Below are 15,356 nucleotides of genomic sequence, written 5' to 3'. Positions count from 1 at the left end.
AATGGCCTAGAGTCGGAATCGGGAAACCAGGTTCTGCAGGTCGCTGCCGAGCCTGGCCAGCTCGCTGCTGGAGCTGGCTGTCTGGTTCGATGAAGCAGCAGACTGATCGGTAACGTCGCGGATGCTGGTGATGTTCTGATTGATCTCCTCAGCCACCGACGTCTGCTGCTCGGAGGCTGTGGCGATCTGGCTGTTGTACTGTTTGATGTCCTCCACGGCACGGGCAATGCGCTCAATGGTCGCCCCGGTTGCCGTGGCACGCTCCAGGGTGTTCGAGGCCATGGTGGTGCTGGACTCCATGGCAGAAACCGAATCGCCGGCACTGTTTTGAAGCGAGGTTACCAGTGTCTCGATTTCCTGGGCGGATGATTGGGTCCGCTGGGCGAGTGAACGAACCTCATCAGCTACGACGGCAAAGCCTCGACCTTGCTCACCAGCCCGGGCGGCTTCAATAGCAGCGTTCAGGGCCAGTAGATTGGTCTGTTCAGCAACCGATTTGATGACATCCAGGACGGTTCCGATGTTTGCGGTTTCTTTCTGCAGTCCCTGGATAGTTTCCATGCTCTGGCTGACTTCGTGCGCCAGGCTGTTCACCTGATCAACCGTTTCCCGTACCTCTCGTTCACCATCGCTGGCCTGACTGGCAGCATCGGTTGCTACTGAGAAGGCCTGCTCTGCGCTGCGGGCAATTTCGCCAACGGTCGCCGTCATTTCGTTCATGGCCGTGGCAACCTGGTCGGTTTCCTGCTTCTGGCGGTTGATGCCGTCGCTGGTCTGGCTGGTGACGGTTGAGAGCTCCTCGGCAGAGGCGGCGATGTTTGATGCACCTGATTCAATACTCCTGACCAATTCCCGGAGGCTTGTTACCATCGTCGCCAGGGCGGCCATCAGCCGACCGATCTCGTTGGTACCGCTTGCCTTGATGTCCACGGTCAGGTTGCCGGAGGCAACCTCGGAGGCAATGTTCACTGCCTGATTAACGGGGGATACGATCGCGCGAGTGATCAGGTAAGCCATCAGGATGCCCAGCACCACGGCAATGCCGGTGGCGCCAAAAATCAACCCGGACGCCTGCAGGCGGTCAGCCTCCATTTTCTCGGTCTGAAGTGCCCGAAGGTTGTTTGCCGATTCGATGGCGCTGCGAGCCGTGCTAACCATGTCATCGGATAGTTGCTTACCCGCGTTGGTCAGATCCACTACCGTTTGAAATTCGCTTACATAAGTCTCAAGTGCCTTGTTGATCTCTTCTTTTTCCTCGGCGGTGATCGCCGCCGATTTGAGCGGGCCCTGGACTCTTTTTGCATCTTCGAGATAAGCCTTGACGCTGGCAGTGTCCTGTTCGATGAGGAATTTGCGTTCAGACCGGCGCATATCCTCGAAAATGGCCGAGGCGAAAAACAGAGAGCTGTGTGCCTTGAGTGATGAGCCGAAGATGCGGGCGCTGGTTTCAAGGCGCTCGAGCGCTGCCTCTCGCTCACCAATATTTGTCTCAACCTGTCCCATCAGTTGCTGGTAGTTTTTTACATCAGCCTGAATCTGGCCCAGTGTTTCGATATCTTCGGGTACTGCAAGCAATGGTTTGATGTCTTTGGTCAGTTCCAGAACACGATCGCCCTGTGCCTGTGTGCTTGCAACAGCCTCGCTTTCACCGGTTAACAAGAAGTTCTTCTCTTCAACCCGTGCTTCGGTGAGATTGGTATTTACTTGCCCGAGCATGGCAACAATATTTGACCGCTGACCGTAACTATCCAGTGCACGGTCGCCAACCAGGCCGACCAGAATGGTCAGAACGAGGAGGATGGCAAAACCTCCGGCCAGTCGAGTCCGGATGGTCATGTTGCTGAACAGCTCTGAAAAACGCATTGTGTTTTTATCCCTGAACGATGTGAGAGTAGCCGGCCCAACTTCGATAGCGCCTCTGTCCGACCGCAGGCCGGAGACGTGCTTTTGATACGCCTGGAAGAGTAAAGGTGCCTTTTATTTGACTTATATTAAGAGGGTTTACGGCGGGGTATTCCAGAACTTTACAGTAACAGATGATTACCGGGTGTTCTTTAACGTGATACAGAATGTTGAGTTGCTGATTCTGATGGCTATCAGAATCAGCTCAACGGACTACCACATCAGGTCATCGGGAATTTCGTAGCCTGCATACGGGTCGTCTTCGCCTACATCATCCTTCTTGCGGTCATGTAGAACGACAACGGCGCTTTCATCCCGCTCCATGATCTTCCGCGCAACGCCTTCCGCCACAATCTCGTAATTGTCGTTCACAAAAACGATCGCCAGCCGGCCGCGGGATAGCTGATCGACCATCGTGTCGTCTACGAAAAGCTTCTTGATTTTCTTGTCATGGACGAACTGGTAGGAGGTTTCGCCCCGGCTCCGGTCCAGCCGGTTGGTTTCTACCAGCTGCCGGATCTGGGCCTGAATGGCTTTCTTCTCGGCGGCGTGCTGGCGCTCCAGGTTGAGCTGGCGATCCCGTTCGGCTTTTTCCTCACGGGCCTGGCGCGCTCGGACCTCGGCCTCGTTTACCTCGACAGCACCCTTGGGTTGTTGTTTTCTCTTCTTGCGTTTTTCGCTGCGAATAGCCTTGGCCTTTTTCTCGTCGGCCAGGCCGGCTTTCAGCAGTTGGTCCTGCAGGGATGCCATCAGTCACTCCGTTCTTTCGTTGCAGATTCTGGTATCATTCGGGCTTGGTGTCCCGTCTGGCTAATTCCTTAACCTACTGCGTAGCGCTGAGGTCTCTGGCCAAGGCGCCTGTCTGAAGACATGGTGGTTCCATATCAAGGACAGGCAACACCGGCCAGAGACCTCAGCGCTTCGCCCTTCGGGAGCCACTGAGGGCTTTGATAGCCGCGTTGCGTCGTCTCGATTTGGAGCCACCAAATCTTCGCCACCGCGCCTAGCTCTCAAAGCCCTCATTGGCTCAGTAGATTAAGGAATTAGCCAGACGGGACACCAGTATACGCCCTCATTATTGCCTTCATAACCAGCTTCCGCTGATTCCGGGATTTTCTTCTATGTCTTCTTTTAATGACTTTGGCCTGTCGTCGGCCATGCGTTCGAACCTCGACCAATTGGGGTTTGCTCAACCCACGGAGATCCAGGCGAAGGCGCTTGTGCCAGGGCTGGCCGGTAAAGACATTATCGCCATGGCGAAAACCGGTAGCGGAAAAACGGCGGCCTTTGGCATCAGCCTGGTTGAGAAGCTAAATCCCCGGCTGTTTGCGGTGCAGGCGCTGATGTTGTGCCCCACCAGGGAGCTGGCGGATCAGGTGGCCAAAGCGATCCGGGAGCTGGCTCGGGCCCGGGATAATATCAAGGTGCTGACTCTGTGCGGTGGTGTGGCCATTGGCCCCCAGATCGGGTCGCTTAGCCATGGTGCGCACATTGTGGTTGGAACGCCGGGAAGGATCCAGGACCACTTGCGTAAGCAAACCCTCTCATTGGCACGGCTGAAAACCGTGGTGCTTGATGAGGCAGACCGCATGCTGGATATGGGTTTTCAGGAGGCGATGGAAGATATTCTTTCCCAGACACCGTCCTCCCGCCAGACCATGATGTTTTCGGCGACCTGGCCCGCGCCCATCCGTGAACTGAGCAAGCAGTATCAGAAGAGCCCGGTAGATGTTCGCGCGGAAGAAACCGGAGAGAATCCGGACATCGAAGAGTTGTTCTACGAAGTGTTGCCGCAATCCAAATCGGATGCCATTGTGGCGCTGCTTGCCGAGCGGCAGCCTGAGTCCTGTATCGTTTTTTGCACCACCAAGCAGCAGTGCGACGAACTGGCGCAGGAGCTTGGTGAACGAGGCTTTTCCGCACTGCCTTTGCACGGGGATCTGGAACAAAGGGATCGCGACAGTGTGCTGGTGCGCTTTGGCAATCAGAGTTGTTCCATCCTGGTAGCCACCGACGTGGCCGCCCGAGGCCTTGATATCAAGTCTCTGCCTTTGGTGATCAATGCTGACCCTGCACGGGATCCCGAGGTTCATACTCATCGCATCGGGCGCACCGGCCGGGCAGGCGAGCAGGGCCATGCCGTCACCTTCTGCACACCGGCCCAAGGCCACAAGATCAGTCGTATCGAATCCGAGAGAGGGCGCGCCGTGGAGTGGGGAGACACCGAGGCCCTTCTGGCGACGCCCCTGAAGCCCGTTACGCCCGCCATGAAAACCCTGTGCATTGCCGGTGGCCGCAAGGACAAGATTCGTCCGGGGGATGTAATGGGCGCCCTGACTGGTGAAGCCGGTCTGCCCGGAAAGGCCGTCGGGAAGATCGATCTGTTCGACCATCAGTGTTTTGTGGCGGTTGAAAAGTCGCTGGCAGGCAAGGCGTTGTCCAGGCTTGAAAACGGCAAGGTAAAAGGCCGTAAAATCCGCGTCCGATATGCCTGAATGAGAATTGCTTCGTCTGGGTAAATGCGTGTCTTTTCGGGCCGCGACGCTCGGAAACCCCGTATAGATTTTTGCATTCAGGTTGCCCGAGGGCCCTGAAAACGGTAAATTACGCAGGATTTTGCCCCCCGAATTGTGGCGGAAGGCTGTTAGACCTTAGTCTAACTGGTCAGTCCGGGCAAAGTTCGGGAGAAACATAAATCAATACAGGTAGCTGTTCGATATGAATGACCTGATGTCACAAGCCGTCGATCTGATGATTGCCGGAATGGGGTTTGTGTTCGTGTTCCTGATTATTCTGGTATTCGCGACACTCCTCATGTCCAAGCTTATAGGACGGTTTGCGCCGCCAGAGCCGGCAACCCCGGCCAAAACGCCACGTGCCAAGCCGAAGGCGCCCGCGTCGGTTGACCCTGACACCGCCGAGGCCATCAAGAAGGCGATTGCACAATTCCGGTCGCGCCACAAGAAGTGAGCCGGTAAAAGACTAGAACCTTTAAACAGAAGGCTGACACGATGACTGACACAAAGAAACCGCTGGGGATTACGGACGTTATCCTGCGTGACGCCCACCAGTCCCTGCTTGCCACCCGTATGCGGCTGGATGACATGCTGCCTATTGCCGAGAAACTCGACAAGGTCGGTTTCTGGTCCCTGGAGTCCTGGGGCGGTGCTACCTTTGATTCCTGCATCCGCTACCTGGGCGAAGATCCCTGGGAGCGCATTCGCGAGCTGAAAAAAGCCATGCCCAACACCCAGCAGCAGATGCTTCTGCGCGGCCAGAATCTGCTGGGCTACCGTCATTACGCGGATGATGTGGTTGACCGTTTCTGTGAGCGTGCCGCCGAGAATGGCGTGGACGTGTTCCGTATTTTCGATGCGATGAACGATCCCCGTAACCTGGATCGCGCCATCAAGGCTGTTCGCAAGACCGGCAAACACGCCCAGGGCACCATTGCCTACACCACCAGCCCGGTTCACACCATCGACATGTGGGTCGAACTGGCGAAAGAAGTCGCCGACATGGGTGCGGACTCCATCGCCATCAAGGACATGGCGGGCATTCTCAAGCCGTACGTGGCCTTTGATCTGGTCAGCCGTCTGAAGAAAGAGCTGGACATCCCGATTCACATGCAGTGCCACGCCACTACCGGCATGTCCACCGCTACCGCCATCAAGGCCGCGGAAGCCGGTATCGACAACGTGGATACCGCGATTTCTTCCATGAGCATGACCTACGGTCACTCGCCCACCGAAGCCGTGGTTGCGATTCTTGAGGGTACCGATCGTGATACCGGCCTGGACCTGAACCTGCTGGAAGAAATTGCCGCTTACTTCCGTCAGGTACGGAAGAAGTACGCCAAGTTTGAAGGCAGCCTGCGTGGTACCGACTCCCGCATCCTGATTGCCCAGGTACCGGGTGGCATGCTCACCAACATGGAAAACCAGCTGCGTGAGCAAAATGCCAGCGACAAGTTCGACCAGGTACTGGACGAGATTCCCAAGGTTCGTGAAGACCTGGGCTACATCCCGCTGGTAACCCCGACTTCCCAGATCGTCGGCACCCAGGCGGTGCTGAACGTTCTGACCGGCGAGCGTTACAAGTCCATCTCCAAGGAAACCTCTGCAATTCTTAAAGGCGAATACGGTGCTGCACCTGCGCCCATGAACAAGGAACTGCAAGAGCGTGTTCTGGATGGCAAAGAGCCTGTGACCTGTCGTCCGGCAGATCTGCTTGAGCCGGAAATGGACAAGCTGACCGACGAGCTCAAGAAGCTGGCCGAAGAGAAGGGCATCAAGCTGGCGGAAAATGTCGAAGACGACGTTCTGACCTACGCGCTGTTCCCGCAGATTGGCCTGAAGTTCCTGGAAAACCGTGACAACCCGGATGCGTTCGAGCCGGTTCCAACCGCCGAAAGCGCAGCTCCGGCCAAGAAGTCCGAAGGACCCGAGACCTACACCGTTGAAGTGAACGGCAAGAAGTTTGTGGTTGCCGTTTCCGAAGGTGGTGAGATCACCCAGATTCAGGGTGAGGGCGGTGCTGCTTCCGCACCGGCTGCTTCTTCGGCTCCGGCACCTGCAGCAGGTGAAGGCGAGCCTGTGGTCGCGCCTCTGGGTGGCAACATCTTCAAGGTCCTGGTTTCACCGGGTGACACCGTTGAAGAGGGCGATGTGATGATTATCCTCGAGGCCATGAAAATGGAAACCGAGGTTCGCGCGCCGAAAGCCGGCACTATCGGCGAAGTCTTCATCAAGGTCGGTGATGCCGTCTCTCCTGATGATGAAATGCTGACAATCGCATAAAGGGCCAGCATTCCATGGAAAAATTAATGACACTCTGGACAGGTAGTGGCCTGTTCAACATCGAGATCGGCCAGGTGATCATGATCGCCATCGGCCTCTTGCTCCTCTATCTTGCTATCAACAAGAAATTTGAGCCGCTGCTTCTGGTACCCATCGGGTTTGGTGGCATTCTGGCGAATATTCCGGAGGCAGGCCTGGCCCTGACTGCGGCGGAAAATGCCATCCACTTCGCTCTGAAGAACGAAGCAACTCAGGTTCTGGCCGCATTGGCCGCGCCCCTGGATGTGGCTTATCAGGCCGGGCAGGCAGTAACGCCCGAGCTTAAGGAAGCCTTCAAGCTGGCTGTGAAAGAGGCCAGCTACTCCGAAATGGCGGCGGCAAACTCCCTTGCGCAGGACTTCGGTTATGGCAATGGCATGCTGTATAACTTCTACTCTGTGGTTATCGGCAGCACCATCGGGCCTCTGCTGATCTTCATGGGTGTGGGTGCCATGACAGACTTCGGTCCGCTGCTTGCCAACCCCAAGACCCTGCTGCTGGGTGCTGCGGCTCAGTTCGGCATTTTCGGTACTGTAATCGGTGCTGCGCTGCTGGACTGGACCGGTGTTCTGGAGTTCAACATCCTGGAAGCGGCTGCCATCGGTATCATCGGTGGTGCGGATGGCCCGACGTCCATCTACGTATCCAGTGTTCTGGCTCCGCATCTGCTGGGTGCCATTGCCGTCTCTGCCTACGCTTACATGGCACTGGTACCGATGATTCAGCCGCCGATCATGAAGGCGCTGACTTCGGCCGAAGAGCGGAAGATCAAGATGAATCAGTTGCGCCCGGTCAGCAAGCAGGAAAAGATCATTTTCCCGCTGGTGGTACTGATTGCAGTGGTTCTGTTCCTGCCGGATGCGGCACCGCTGCTGGGTATGTTCTGTTTCGGTAACCTGATGCGTGAGTGTGGCGTGGTCGAGCGTCTGAGCGACACTGCCCAGAATGCCCTGATCAACATCGTGACCATTTTCCTGGGCTTGTCTGTTGGCTCCAAGCTGATGGCGGATAAATTCCTGGATGGTCAGACTCTGGGTATCCTCGGCCTGGGTATCGTTGCCTTCGGTATTGGTACCGCCTGCGGTGTTCTGATGGCGAAGCTGATGAACAAGCTGAGCAAAGAGCAGATCAACCCGTTGATCGGTTCTGCCGGTGTATCTGCGGTGCCGATGGCAGCGCGGGTCTCCAACAAGGTTGGTCTGGAAGCCAACCCGCAGAACTTCCTGCTGATGCACGCCATGGGCCCGAACGTGGCCGGCGTTATTGGCTCTGCGGTTGCTGCGGGTGTGATGATCAAGCTTCTGGGCTGATCTTCTCACTGCAGTACCGAAAACCCCGCCTTTGTGCGGGGTTTTTTGTTGCTAATGAAAATTCCGGGAGTGAACCGGCAACGACCGAATCAAATGGCTAAGATCCGAAAGCCTCCCCGCCATCACATGCACAATATCCCCCTGCCGCTCCAACACGCCCTTAACATGCAACAACCGCGCAGTCAGTAACGGCTTGCGCTGCCGCCGTGCCGTTTCCAGCCACACCACCACGTTTACGTTGCCGGTTTCGTCTTCCAGGGTCACGAAGGTAACGCCAGAGGCGGAACCGGGGCGCTGACGGCCGGTGACCAGGCCGGCGACCTGGACAGGGATGCCGGCTTTGGTGGATTTGAGCTGTTCGGCACTGAGGCAGAATTTCAGGTGGCCCTGTTCCCGCAGTAACGCCAGAGGGTGGCGCTGAAGGGTGAGACCCTGGCTGGCGTAGTCGGCCAGTACGTTCTGGCCTTCCGAGGGTTCCGGTAACTGCTGGCAATAGTCGGGCTGGTAGTCGACAGCGGCCTCTTCAGCGAACAGTTCCGTGGGCTGTTCGTGATCGAGCAGTTGCCAGTACGCCTGGTGGCGGTTGGCGGTGAATGCCGGCATGGCGTTGGCGCCGGCCAGCAGCTCCATATCGCGTTGGTTCAGGGCAGCCAGGCGGCGAAGTTCGCTGGCGGAGCGATAGCCGGCATCTGGCCGGTTCTGGTGGATGCGTTCAGCGCCATTAACCGACAGGCCCTGGATGATTCTGAGGCCCAGGCGCAGATGGCGTTCTTTACCCTCAAGGGTGTGGTCCCACTGGCTGGCATTCACGTCCGGCGGCAGCACGGTGACATTGTGCCGACGGGCATCCTGTACCAGTTGTGAGGGGGAGTAGAAGCCCATGGGCTGGCTGTTGAGCAGGGCGCAGTAGAAGGCTGCCGGGTAGTGCCGTTTGATCCAGGCGGAGACGTAGACCAGCAGGGCAAAGCTGGCAGCGTGGGATTCAGGAAAGCCATAGCCGCCAAAGCCGCAGATCTGCTGGTACAACCGCTCGGCAAAATCGGCATCGTGCCCGCGCTCCAACATGCCGGTGACCAGCTTTTTCCGGAACGGGGTCAGGTCGCCGTGGGATTTCCAGGCGGCCATAGCCCGGCGGAGCTGATCGGCTTCGCCGGCGGAGAATCCCGCCGCCACCATGGCCAGTTTGATCACTTGTTCCTGAAAGATAGGCACACCGAGCGTACGTTCCAGCACCTTACGTACGGCATCGTTTGGGTAGTCTACCGGCTCCAGCCCGTGCTTGCGGCGCAGGTACGGATGCACCATATCGCCCTGGATGGGGCCGGGGCGCACGATGGCCACTTCGATCACCAGGTCATAGTAGGTTTCCGGTTTCAGGCGGGGCAGCATGTTGATCTGGGCCCGGGATTCCACCTGAAACACGCCGATGCTGTCGCCGGTTTGAAGCATGGCGTAGGTGTCACGGTCTTCCTGGGGAACGTCCTGTATCCGGAAAGGCTCGCCTTTTTCATCGCTGATCAGTTCCAGCGCTTTTCGAATGGCGGAGAGCATGCCTAGGGCCAGCACATCCACCTTCATCAGCCCCAGGCTCTCGAGATCGTCCTTGTCCCACTGGATCACGGTGCGGTCGGCCATGGCGGCGTTTTCCACCGGTACCAGTTCGGCCAGTGGCCCGGCGCTGATCACGAACCCACCCACGTGCTGGGAGAGATGCCGGGGAAAGCCCAGCAGGGTATTGACCAGGGTAAAAAACTGGTCCGCCACCTGGGGATTGCGGGTGACTTTCTTGTCGAGAATCTGCTGGCGCCAGTTGGTGGCCTTGTCCCGCCAGTCGATACCTTCCAGCAACTGTTCCACCAGGGCCGGATCAAACCCCAGGGCTTTGCCGACATCGCGGATGGCGCTTTTGGGCCGGTAGCGGATCACGGTAGCCGCCAGGGCGGCACGCTCACGGGTATAGCGCCGGTAGATATACTGGATAACCTCTTCGCGCCGTTCGTGCTCGAAATCCACATCGATATCGGGGGGCTCGTTCCGGTCTTTGGAAATAAACCGCTCGAACAGCAGTTCCACCCGGGCCGGGTTCACCTCGGTGATGCCCAGGCAATAACAGACCGCAGAGTTGGCGGCCGAGCCCCGTCCCTGGCAGAGAATTCCCCGGCTGCGGGCGAAGTCCACAATATCGTGAATGGTGAGGAAGTAATGCTCGTACTTCATCTCCGAGATCAGGCCCAGCTCCTTGCGGATCAGGCTTTGTACCTGCAGTGGAGTGCCCTCCGGGTAACGCCGACGCTCGCCTTCGCGGGTCAGCCGTTTCAGGTAGCCGGCCGGGGTCTCGCCTTCCGGCACCAGATCCGGCGGGTATTCATAGCGCAGGCTGCCGGGCTCGAAGGTGCACTGGCTGGCGATGGCAAGGGTTTCTTTCAGCCAGGCTTCCGGAAACAGTCGCTGCAGAACGGGCAGGGGCCGCAGGTACCGCTCACCATTCTGGAACAGGCAGTGCCCGGCGTTCTCCAGATTGGTGTGATTTCGCAGGGCCGTGAGTACATCCTGCAGCGGCTGGCGTTCCCGGCTGTGCATGTGCACCTCGCCCACGGCGGCAACGGGTGTGCGCAGCTGATCGGCCAGCCAGTGTATTCGGGCCAGCCGCTGCTCCTCGCCAGATTCCAGGGTGCGGGCGGCAGCAATCCAGAGCCGTAGGTCAAAAAGTCGGGCCAGCCACTCGCCGCAGGCCAGTGCCTGATCAGAGTTTGCCTCGGTAGTCGAGGGGGGCAGCCACAGGCACAGGCAGTCATCCAGGGTGTGGGTTTCAATGTCCCGGTAAAACAGCTGGTACTGGCCTTTCTCGGCCCGGCGACGGCCGGTAGTGATCAACTGGCAAAGCTGGCCGTAGCCCTTGCGCGTGCGGGCCAGAAGGATAAAGCGGGGTGATGTGGCGCCGGCTGGCGCATCCGACAACTCAAACCAGCTGCCGGTAATGAGTTTTACCGGGCTCTCTGCCAGCGCTGCCCAGGCCCGGGGAATGCCGGCCACAGAACAGGCATCGGTAATGGCCAGGGCGGTGTAACCCAGCTCATGTGCCCGCTCAGCCAGCTCGTGAGGATGAGAAGCTCCAGTCAGGAAGGTGAAATTGCTGAAGCAGAACAGCTCTGCATAAGATTGTGTAGCCATCAGCCAAACCAACCATGCACGAACCAGCCTTCCCGGGCGTCCCGGAACACCCAGGCCAACTGGCCGCTGGTTAGCTGGGCAATGTAGTAATCTCGGTGCACACGCTGGCCATCCCACCAGCCACCGCTAATGCGCTCGGGCCCGGAAAACCAGGCAACGGGTGCTTCCGTCAGCGGCTGCGGGCCTTTCAACAGCCAGAGCGGCCGCCTGGGCAGTTCTGCCGCTGGTATGAGCGGCGTCCCGGTTTTACGCAGAACTTCGGAAGCCGACCAGGCCCGTTCGGGACGGTGATCCGCCTGGGGGGAAAGCTGCCTGAGGGCCTGATCGCCAAGACGCGCCTGCAACCGACTGATCAGGGTATGCCAGGCTTCATTCAGATCCTGGGTTTCGCCCAGCAGATCCTGCCCGGTAGGTGCTTCCCGGGACAGGAAGCGCTTTACCCGCAGAACTATCGAGATAACCGGGGAACTCAGGGAGTGCTGCTCCAGCCTCAGGCGAATCAGGTTGAGGAAATTATCGGCCCTGTGCTCTGGCCCGGATGTGCGGATCTGCAGCCTGGTTGGTTCTGCGTGCCGATGCCTCAGAATCAGCCGCAGGCTGTCGGTATCCTGCTGGCGCCAGCACAGATCCTCTTCCAGTTCGTCAAGCATGCGCTGGAGCGGAAACAGCAGCCCTTGGGTATGTTCGATTTCCTGCACAAAATCCGCCTGTTGCCGGAACGAGTGGGGCGGTTGCCAGGGTGTGCGGGGATCTGGCCGGGTGCCCTGGATTTTCTGGATGTAAGCCAGCAGTTCCGGAGACAGCCGCCGTGCCAGCTCCCCCGGCGGTAAATCAAACACCTCTCCCAGTGTATTCAGCCCCAGGCGCTGCAGCCGGGTACAGGCTTTCTCGTCAAATTCCGCTGCCAGCAGGGGCATCTGGCTCAGGCTCCGAAGAATGTGGCCCTTGTCTGCGGTGCATTCCCCCTTGCCAGCACGGGCAATCAGCCGGGCCGCCAACGGGGTATAGCCAATACCGATCCAGGCGTTCAACTGGCGTTCATTCAGGCCCTGTTCCACGGTTTGCCAAACAGCGGGCAGGCCGCCATAGAGTTTTTGCAGGCTGCCAATCTCGGCCAGCAGGCCATCGGGCGGCACCAGCACAATATGGGCGGCGTAGCGGTACAGCCAGCGGGCCTGATCTTCCAGAATCCTGGCTTCCTGGGTTTCATCGGCACGCACCATACCCAGATCCGGCGCCAGGCTGATGGCGGTTTTCAGGCGCATGCCGCTACGAATACCCTGGCTCCTGGCTTCCGGGCAGGCCTGAATCACCTTCTGGCCAGAGCCTTCAACCACCACCAGGGCGCCCTCATCTTCACGGGTGCGGCGAATATGGTCCAGCACCAGGTGCGGGAAATGCAGATACAGCCAGAGCATGGAGCGTATTACCTGGTTGAACCCGACCAGGGGCCCCGGACAACCCGGGTGGTTTCACGGAATGCGAGATCGGCCCGCTGGGCCATGGCCAGTGAACAGCGTTGCCCGGGCCAGCTGCCCCGGCGTTTGAGCACATTCACCTTGAGAGCCTGCTGCTCATCGGGTTCCAGTTCCAAACGCAGGGCAGCCGGAGAATTCTGCTCGGCGTAGCGCCGCTCCCGGAACAGCACGCACACATTGCTGCCAGCTTCGGCGGCCAGTTGCAGGCGCCGGACGTCCCGCGAGGCCAGCTTCCCCGGCCAGGCCATCACCAGGCCTGTTACCGGTGAACGCAGGCAGTTTTCCAGTGTCCACAGGAAATCGCCTTCATCGTCGGTATGAATCAGTACCACCTGGTCCAGATTCACACCTTCCCGGGCCAGGGCAGGGGCGTAGGGCGTATGTGGCGGGTTCAGCCAGAACACGCTTTTGCCCTCTTCGCACACCCGCCGCATGAGCGGCAAAAGCAGATGTAGCTCACCAATACCCGGTGCATCCAACAGGCATTCGCTCAGTGCACCCCGGGGCCAGCCCAGGCCGCCAAGCTGGTTATCCAGCACCTGGTAACCGGTGGGTTCCGCCGGCTGTGAAGTCTGGGTATGACGATGCCCCTGCCAGACACGGGCATCCTGCATCAGCGTGTTCAGAAGCTCGCTCATGATGAAAACTCTCGAAATACTGTTTAAATATACAGTATTCTGAAAGCGACCGGATTTCAAGAGAAGGGTTGATAAAGCGAAGGGCACAACCCACGCTTGTACTACGGCCATCAACCATGGAGGTTGAAATGAGTGACCTGAAAGCACACAGCTGTGAAGCCTGCAGCCCGAACGCGCCCAAAGCGACCGAGGAAGAAAAGCAGCAGCTGCACAAAGATGTTCCAGACTGGGAAATTCTGGACATTGACGGTGAGGAGCAGCTCCATAAGGTCTACAAGCTCAAAAACTTTGTTAAGGCGCTCGAATTCACAACCAAGATTGGCGAGCTCGCCGAAGAGGAAGATCATCACCCTGTGATTGTTCTGGAATATGGTAAAGTCGCCGTAAGCTGGTGGAGCCACGAAATAGGTGGCCTGCACAAGAACGACTTTATCCTGGCAGCGAGAACCGATGCTGCCTTCAACGACATGCAATAATCCCAATCGCGGCGGAACCCGGCTTCCGCCGCGCTCCTTCCGGACCGGAGACCACCAGACGAATGGTTGAAAACCGCACTGATAACCCCCTGACCCTGAAGCTCGGCAGGGAAGAGCTCATCATCCGGCGCCGCTACGAAGTGGTCAGTATCATCAACGACTTTTTCATCGCCATCTGGTTTCTGGTGGGGAGCATCCTGTTCCTCTTCCCGGAATACGAGAAAGCGGCCATCTGGCTGTTTATCATTGGCAGCTTCCAGTTCCTGATCCGCCCCACCATCCGGCTTGTCAGCCACATTCACGTTAAGCGAATTCCAGCCAGTAACTGGGAGAGTTAGAAGTCCTCTTTGTCTCTGCCGCACAGGCGTTCGTCTTGACGTACGTACCCAAAGGCGTACACTTGGTGAAAAATTGAACACGCAAGAGGTGCGTCATGACCGGAATCACAGCAACTGAGGCGCGCAGCAACCTTTATCGGTTGATTGACGAGACCGCCGAGTCCCACCAACCAATCGTTATCATGGGTAAGCGGAACAAAGCCGTTCTGGTATCCGAAGAAGACTGGTCTGCTATTCAGGAAACACTTTACCTACTCTCAGTACCAGGTATGCGGGAGTCTATTCGTGAGGGCATGGATACCCCCGTGGATAAATGCGATGAGGAGCTAGACTGGTGACATGGAAGTTGGTTTACACCCAGCAGGCTCAGAAAGATGCAAAAAAGTTGGCCTCCAGCGGCCTCAAACCAAAAGCCCAGGAACTGTTAGCGCTAATAGCGGAAAATCCTTACCGCAAGCCGCCTCAGTTTGAGAAGCTAATTGGTGATCTTGCGGGGGCCTATTCGCGCCGCATTAATATTCAGCATCGCCTGGTCTACCAAGTACTGGAGGACGAGCAAGTGGTGAAAGTCCTCAGACTCTGGAGCCACTACGAATAATGCATAACCAGCCGCTGTTAGCGGACGATTTTTCCACCGCTTCGCGGTTCCAAACTAGCCGCAAAGCTTTGCGTTACTTGTATGAACTATCGCTGCGATTCTGATTTTTCCAAGGACACAATTCTCGCGAGAGCTGCAAGTTTCGTCGAGTATGAAACTTGGTACTCGCGACCTAAAGAAATTGATGGTCGCGTAGAGGGATCGCGAATCCAGTTGATTCGAAGGGCGGGTCCCTTCCATTTCCCTGGAAGAGGGAGATTCGATGGTTTTGTTCAGGAAATAGACGGTAAAGCCTGCATCGTCGGGAAATTCAGCGATGTAAGTTTTGCCACTGGCGTTGGAATAGCTTTTGGTGCTCTGGGCGTTGCAATAATGTTTGCTCAAGGCTTCTCGTTATTTGGCTTTTTTGCCTGTGGCCTATTAACTTTTGGTGGTTACGCGCTCGTGAAAAGCGATCACTCCCGCATTAGAAGCGTCTTGGAGGAAATCGCTGGTAACAAGTAACAAGTCAATCAATTTCGTTCCGGCCTTTGGCCTCCACTGCACGCCCTAGTCGGGCGCCGCTTATTTCAGCGTTATGAAGGAGAAAGGTAGTAAACATGGATCT

14 protein-coding genes are annotated in these 15,356 nt (G+C 57.7%); 9 read left to right on the top strand and 5 right to left on the bottom strand.

Annotated elements, in window-relative coordinates:
• Positions 1 to 6: 6 nt before the first annotated feature.
• Together ABNF92_RS02795 and ABNF92_RS02790 are read right to left on the bottom strand one after the other, a co-directional pair.
• Entirely contained in the window at positions 7 to 1,863 is a 1,857-nt protein-coding gene (locus ABNF92_RS02795; RefSeq protein ID WP_349343381.1) for a methyl-accepting chemotaxis protein, read from the bottom strand.
• A gap of 252 nt (positions 1,864 to 2,115) precedes the next feature.
• Positions 2,116 to 2,652 carry a DUF2058 domain-containing protein gene (locus tag ABNF92_RS02790; protein ID WP_349343380.1) on the bottom strand — a complete coding sequence of 179 codons (537 nt, stop codon included), beginning with the start codon at positions 2,650 to 2,652 and terminating at the stop codon, positions 2,116 to 2,118.
• Positions 2,653 to 3,023: 371 nt separating this feature from the next.
• On the opposite strand from ABNF92_RS02790, the gene dbpA reads away from it, so the two are divergent.
• The 4 genes from dbpA to ABNF92_RS02770 all read left to right on the top strand — a co-directional run bounded on the left by dbpA (position 3,024) and on the right by ABNF92_RS02770 (position 8,050).
• Positions 3,024 to 4,397, top strand: a complete 1,374-nt coding sequence (dbpA, locus tag ABNF92_RS02785; RefSeq protein WP_349343379.1) for an ATP-dependent RNA helicase DbpA — start codon at positions 3,024 to 3,026, stop codon at positions 4,395 to 4,397.
• A gap of 223 nt (positions 4,398 to 4,620) precedes the next feature.
• Complete coding sequence (locus tag ABNF92_RS02780; protein ID WP_008172126.1) at positions 4,621 to 4,872, top strand: OadG family protein; 252 nt, start codon at positions 4,621 to 4,623, stop codon at positions 4,870 to 4,872.
• 41 nt (positions 4,873 to 4,913) lie between these two features.
• Positions 4,914 to 6,701 carry a sodium-extruding oxaloacetate decarboxylase subunit alpha gene (oadA, locus tag ABNF92_RS02775; RefSeq protein WP_069184573.1) on the top strand — a complete coding sequence of 596 codons (1,788 nt, stop codon included), beginning with the start codon at positions 4,914 to 4,916 and terminating at the stop codon, positions 6,699 to 6,701.
• Positions 6,702 to 6,727: 26 nt separating this feature from the next.
• Positions 6,728 to 8,050 carry a sodium ion-translocating decarboxylase subunit beta gene (locus ABNF92_RS02770; RefSeq protein WP_069184574.1) on the top strand — a complete coding sequence of 441 codons (1,323 nt, stop codon included), beginning with the start codon at positions 6,728 to 6,730 and terminating at the stop codon, positions 8,048 to 8,050.
• Positions 8,051 to 8,101: 51 nt separating this feature from the next.
• Here ABNF92_RS02770 and ABNF92_RS02765 read toward each other — a convergent pair whose 3' ends face one another.
• The 3 genes from ABNF92_RS02765 to imuA are packed head-to-tail and all read right to left on the bottom strand — an operon-like array spanning position 8,102 to position 13,337.
• Complete coding sequence (locus ABNF92_RS02765; protein ID WP_349343378.1) at positions 8,102 to 11,221, bottom strand: error-prone DNA polymerase; 3,120 nt, start codon at positions 11,219 to 11,221, stop codon at positions 8,102 to 8,104.
• Positions 11,221 to 12,639: a DNA polymerase Y family protein gene (locus tag ABNF92_RS02760; RefSeq protein WP_349343377.1), complete on the bottom strand. Its 1,419-nt coding sequence runs from the start codon at positions 12,637 to 12,639 to the stop codon at positions 11,221 to 11,223. The genes ABNF92_RS02765 and ABNF92_RS02760 overlap by 1 nt, the downstream gene beginning before the upstream one ends.
• A gap of 8 nt (positions 12,640 to 12,647) precedes the next feature.
• A complete protein-coding gene (gene imuA, locus ABNF92_RS02755) occupies positions 12,648 to 13,337 on the bottom strand; it encodes a translesion DNA synthesis-associated protein ImuA (protein WP_136630102.1) in 690 nt (229 codons plus the stop codon).
• 128 nt (positions 13,338 to 13,465) lie between these two features.
• On the opposite strand from imuA, the gene ABNF92_RS02750 reads away from it, so the two are divergent.
• The 5 genes from ABNF92_RS02750 to ABNF92_RS02730 all read left to right on the top strand — a co-directional run bounded on the left by ABNF92_RS02750 (position 13,466) and on the right by ABNF92_RS02730 (position 15,253).
• On the top strand, positions 13,466 to 13,813 hold the full coding sequence (locus ABNF92_RS02750) for a 4a-hydroxytetrahydrobiopterin dehydratase (protein ID WP_053114935.1): 348 nt from the start codon (positions 13,466 to 13,468) through the stop codon (positions 13,811 to 13,813).
• A 62-nt stretch (positions 13,814 to 13,875) separates the two neighbouring features.
• Positions 13,876 to 14,151 (top strand): YrhK family protein, encoded by a 276-nt coding sequence (locus ABNF92_RS02745; protein ID WP_349343376.1) that lies wholly within the window; start codon positions 13,876 to 13,878, stop codon positions 14,149 to 14,151.
• 95 nt (positions 14,152 to 14,246) lie between these two features.
• The gene (locus ABNF92_RS02740; RefSeq protein WP_349343375.1) at positions 14,247 to 14,489 is read left to right on the top strand and encodes a type II toxin-antitoxin system Phd/YefM family antitoxin; all 243 of its coding nucleotides are present in this window, start codon (positions 14,247 to 14,249) and stop codon (positions 14,487 to 14,489) included.
• The gene (locus ABNF92_RS02735) at positions 14,486 to 14,749 is read left to right on the top strand and encodes a Txe/YoeB family addiction module toxin (RefSeq protein WP_349343374.1); all 264 of its coding nucleotides are present in this window, start codon (positions 14,486 to 14,488) and stop codon (positions 14,747 to 14,749) included. The genes ABNF92_RS02740 and ABNF92_RS02735 overlap by 4 nt, the downstream gene beginning before the upstream one ends.
• Before the next feature lie 81 nt (positions 14,750 to 14,830).
• Positions 14,831 to 15,253 (top strand): hypothetical protein, encoded by a 423-nt coding sequence (locus tag ABNF92_RS02730; RefSeq protein ID WP_349343373.1) that lies wholly within the window; start codon positions 14,831 to 14,833, stop codon positions 15,251 to 15,253.
• Positions 15,254 to 15,356: the final 103 nt, after the last annotated feature.

Origin of the sequence: Marinobacter sp. MMG032 (assembly GCF_040112695.1) — a bacterium.
Classification (GTDB): Bacteria; Pseudomonadota; Gammaproteobacteria; order Pseudomonadales; family Oleiphilaceae; genus Marinobacter; species Marinobacter salsuginis.
This window is presented reverse-complemented; position numbering and strand designations above follow the sequence as displayed.

Coding starts and splice junctions, on each gene's coding strand:
- ABNF92_RS02795 (WP_349343381.1), bottom strand. CDS start 1,863: ATGCGTTTTTCAGAGCTGTTCAGCAACATGACCATCCGGACTCGACTG.
- ABNF92_RS02790 (WP_349343380.1), bottom strand. CDS start 2,652: ATGGCATCCCTGCAGGACCAACTGCTGAAAGCCGGCCTGGCCGACGAG.
- dbpA (WP_349343379.1), top strand. CDS start 3,024: ATGTCTTCTTTTAATGACTTTGGCCTGTCGTCGGCCATGCGTTCGAAC.
- ABNF92_RS02780 (WP_008172126.1), top strand. CDS start 4,621: ATGAATGACCTGATGTCACAAGCCGTCGATCTGATGATTGCCGGAATG.
- oadA (WP_069184573.1), top strand. CDS start 4,914: ATGACTGACACAAAGAAACCGCTGGGGATTACGGACGTTATCCTGCGT.
- ABNF92_RS02770 (WP_069184574.1), top strand. CDS start 6,728: ATGACACTCTGGACAGGTAGTGGCCTGTTCAACATCGAGATCGGCCAG.
- ABNF92_RS02765 (WP_349343378.1), bottom strand. CDS start 11,221: ATGGCTACACAATCTTATGCAGAGCTGTTCTGCTTCAGCAATTTCACC.
- ABNF92_RS02760 (WP_349343377.1), bottom strand. CDS start 12,639: ATGCTCTGGCTGTATCTGCATTTCCCGCACCTGGTGCTGGACCATATT.
- imuA (WP_136630102.1), bottom strand. CDS start 13,337: ATGAGCGAGCTTCTGAACACGCTGATGCAGGATGCCCGTGTCTGGCAG.
- ABNF92_RS02750 (WP_053114935.1), top strand. CDS start 13,466: ATGAGTGACCTGAAAGCACACAGCTGTGAAGCCTGCAGCCCGAACGCG.
- ABNF92_RS02745 (WP_349343376.1), top strand. CDS start 13,876: ATGGTTGAAAACCGCACTGATAACCCCCTGACCCTGAAGCTCGGCAGG.
- ABNF92_RS02740 (WP_349343375.1), top strand. CDS start 14,247: ATGACCGGAATCACAGCAACTGAGGCGCGCAGCAACCTTTATCGGTTG.
- ABNF92_RS02730 (WP_349343373.1), top strand. CDS start 14,831: ATGAACTATCGCTGCGATTCTGATTTTTCCAAGGACACAATTCTCGCG.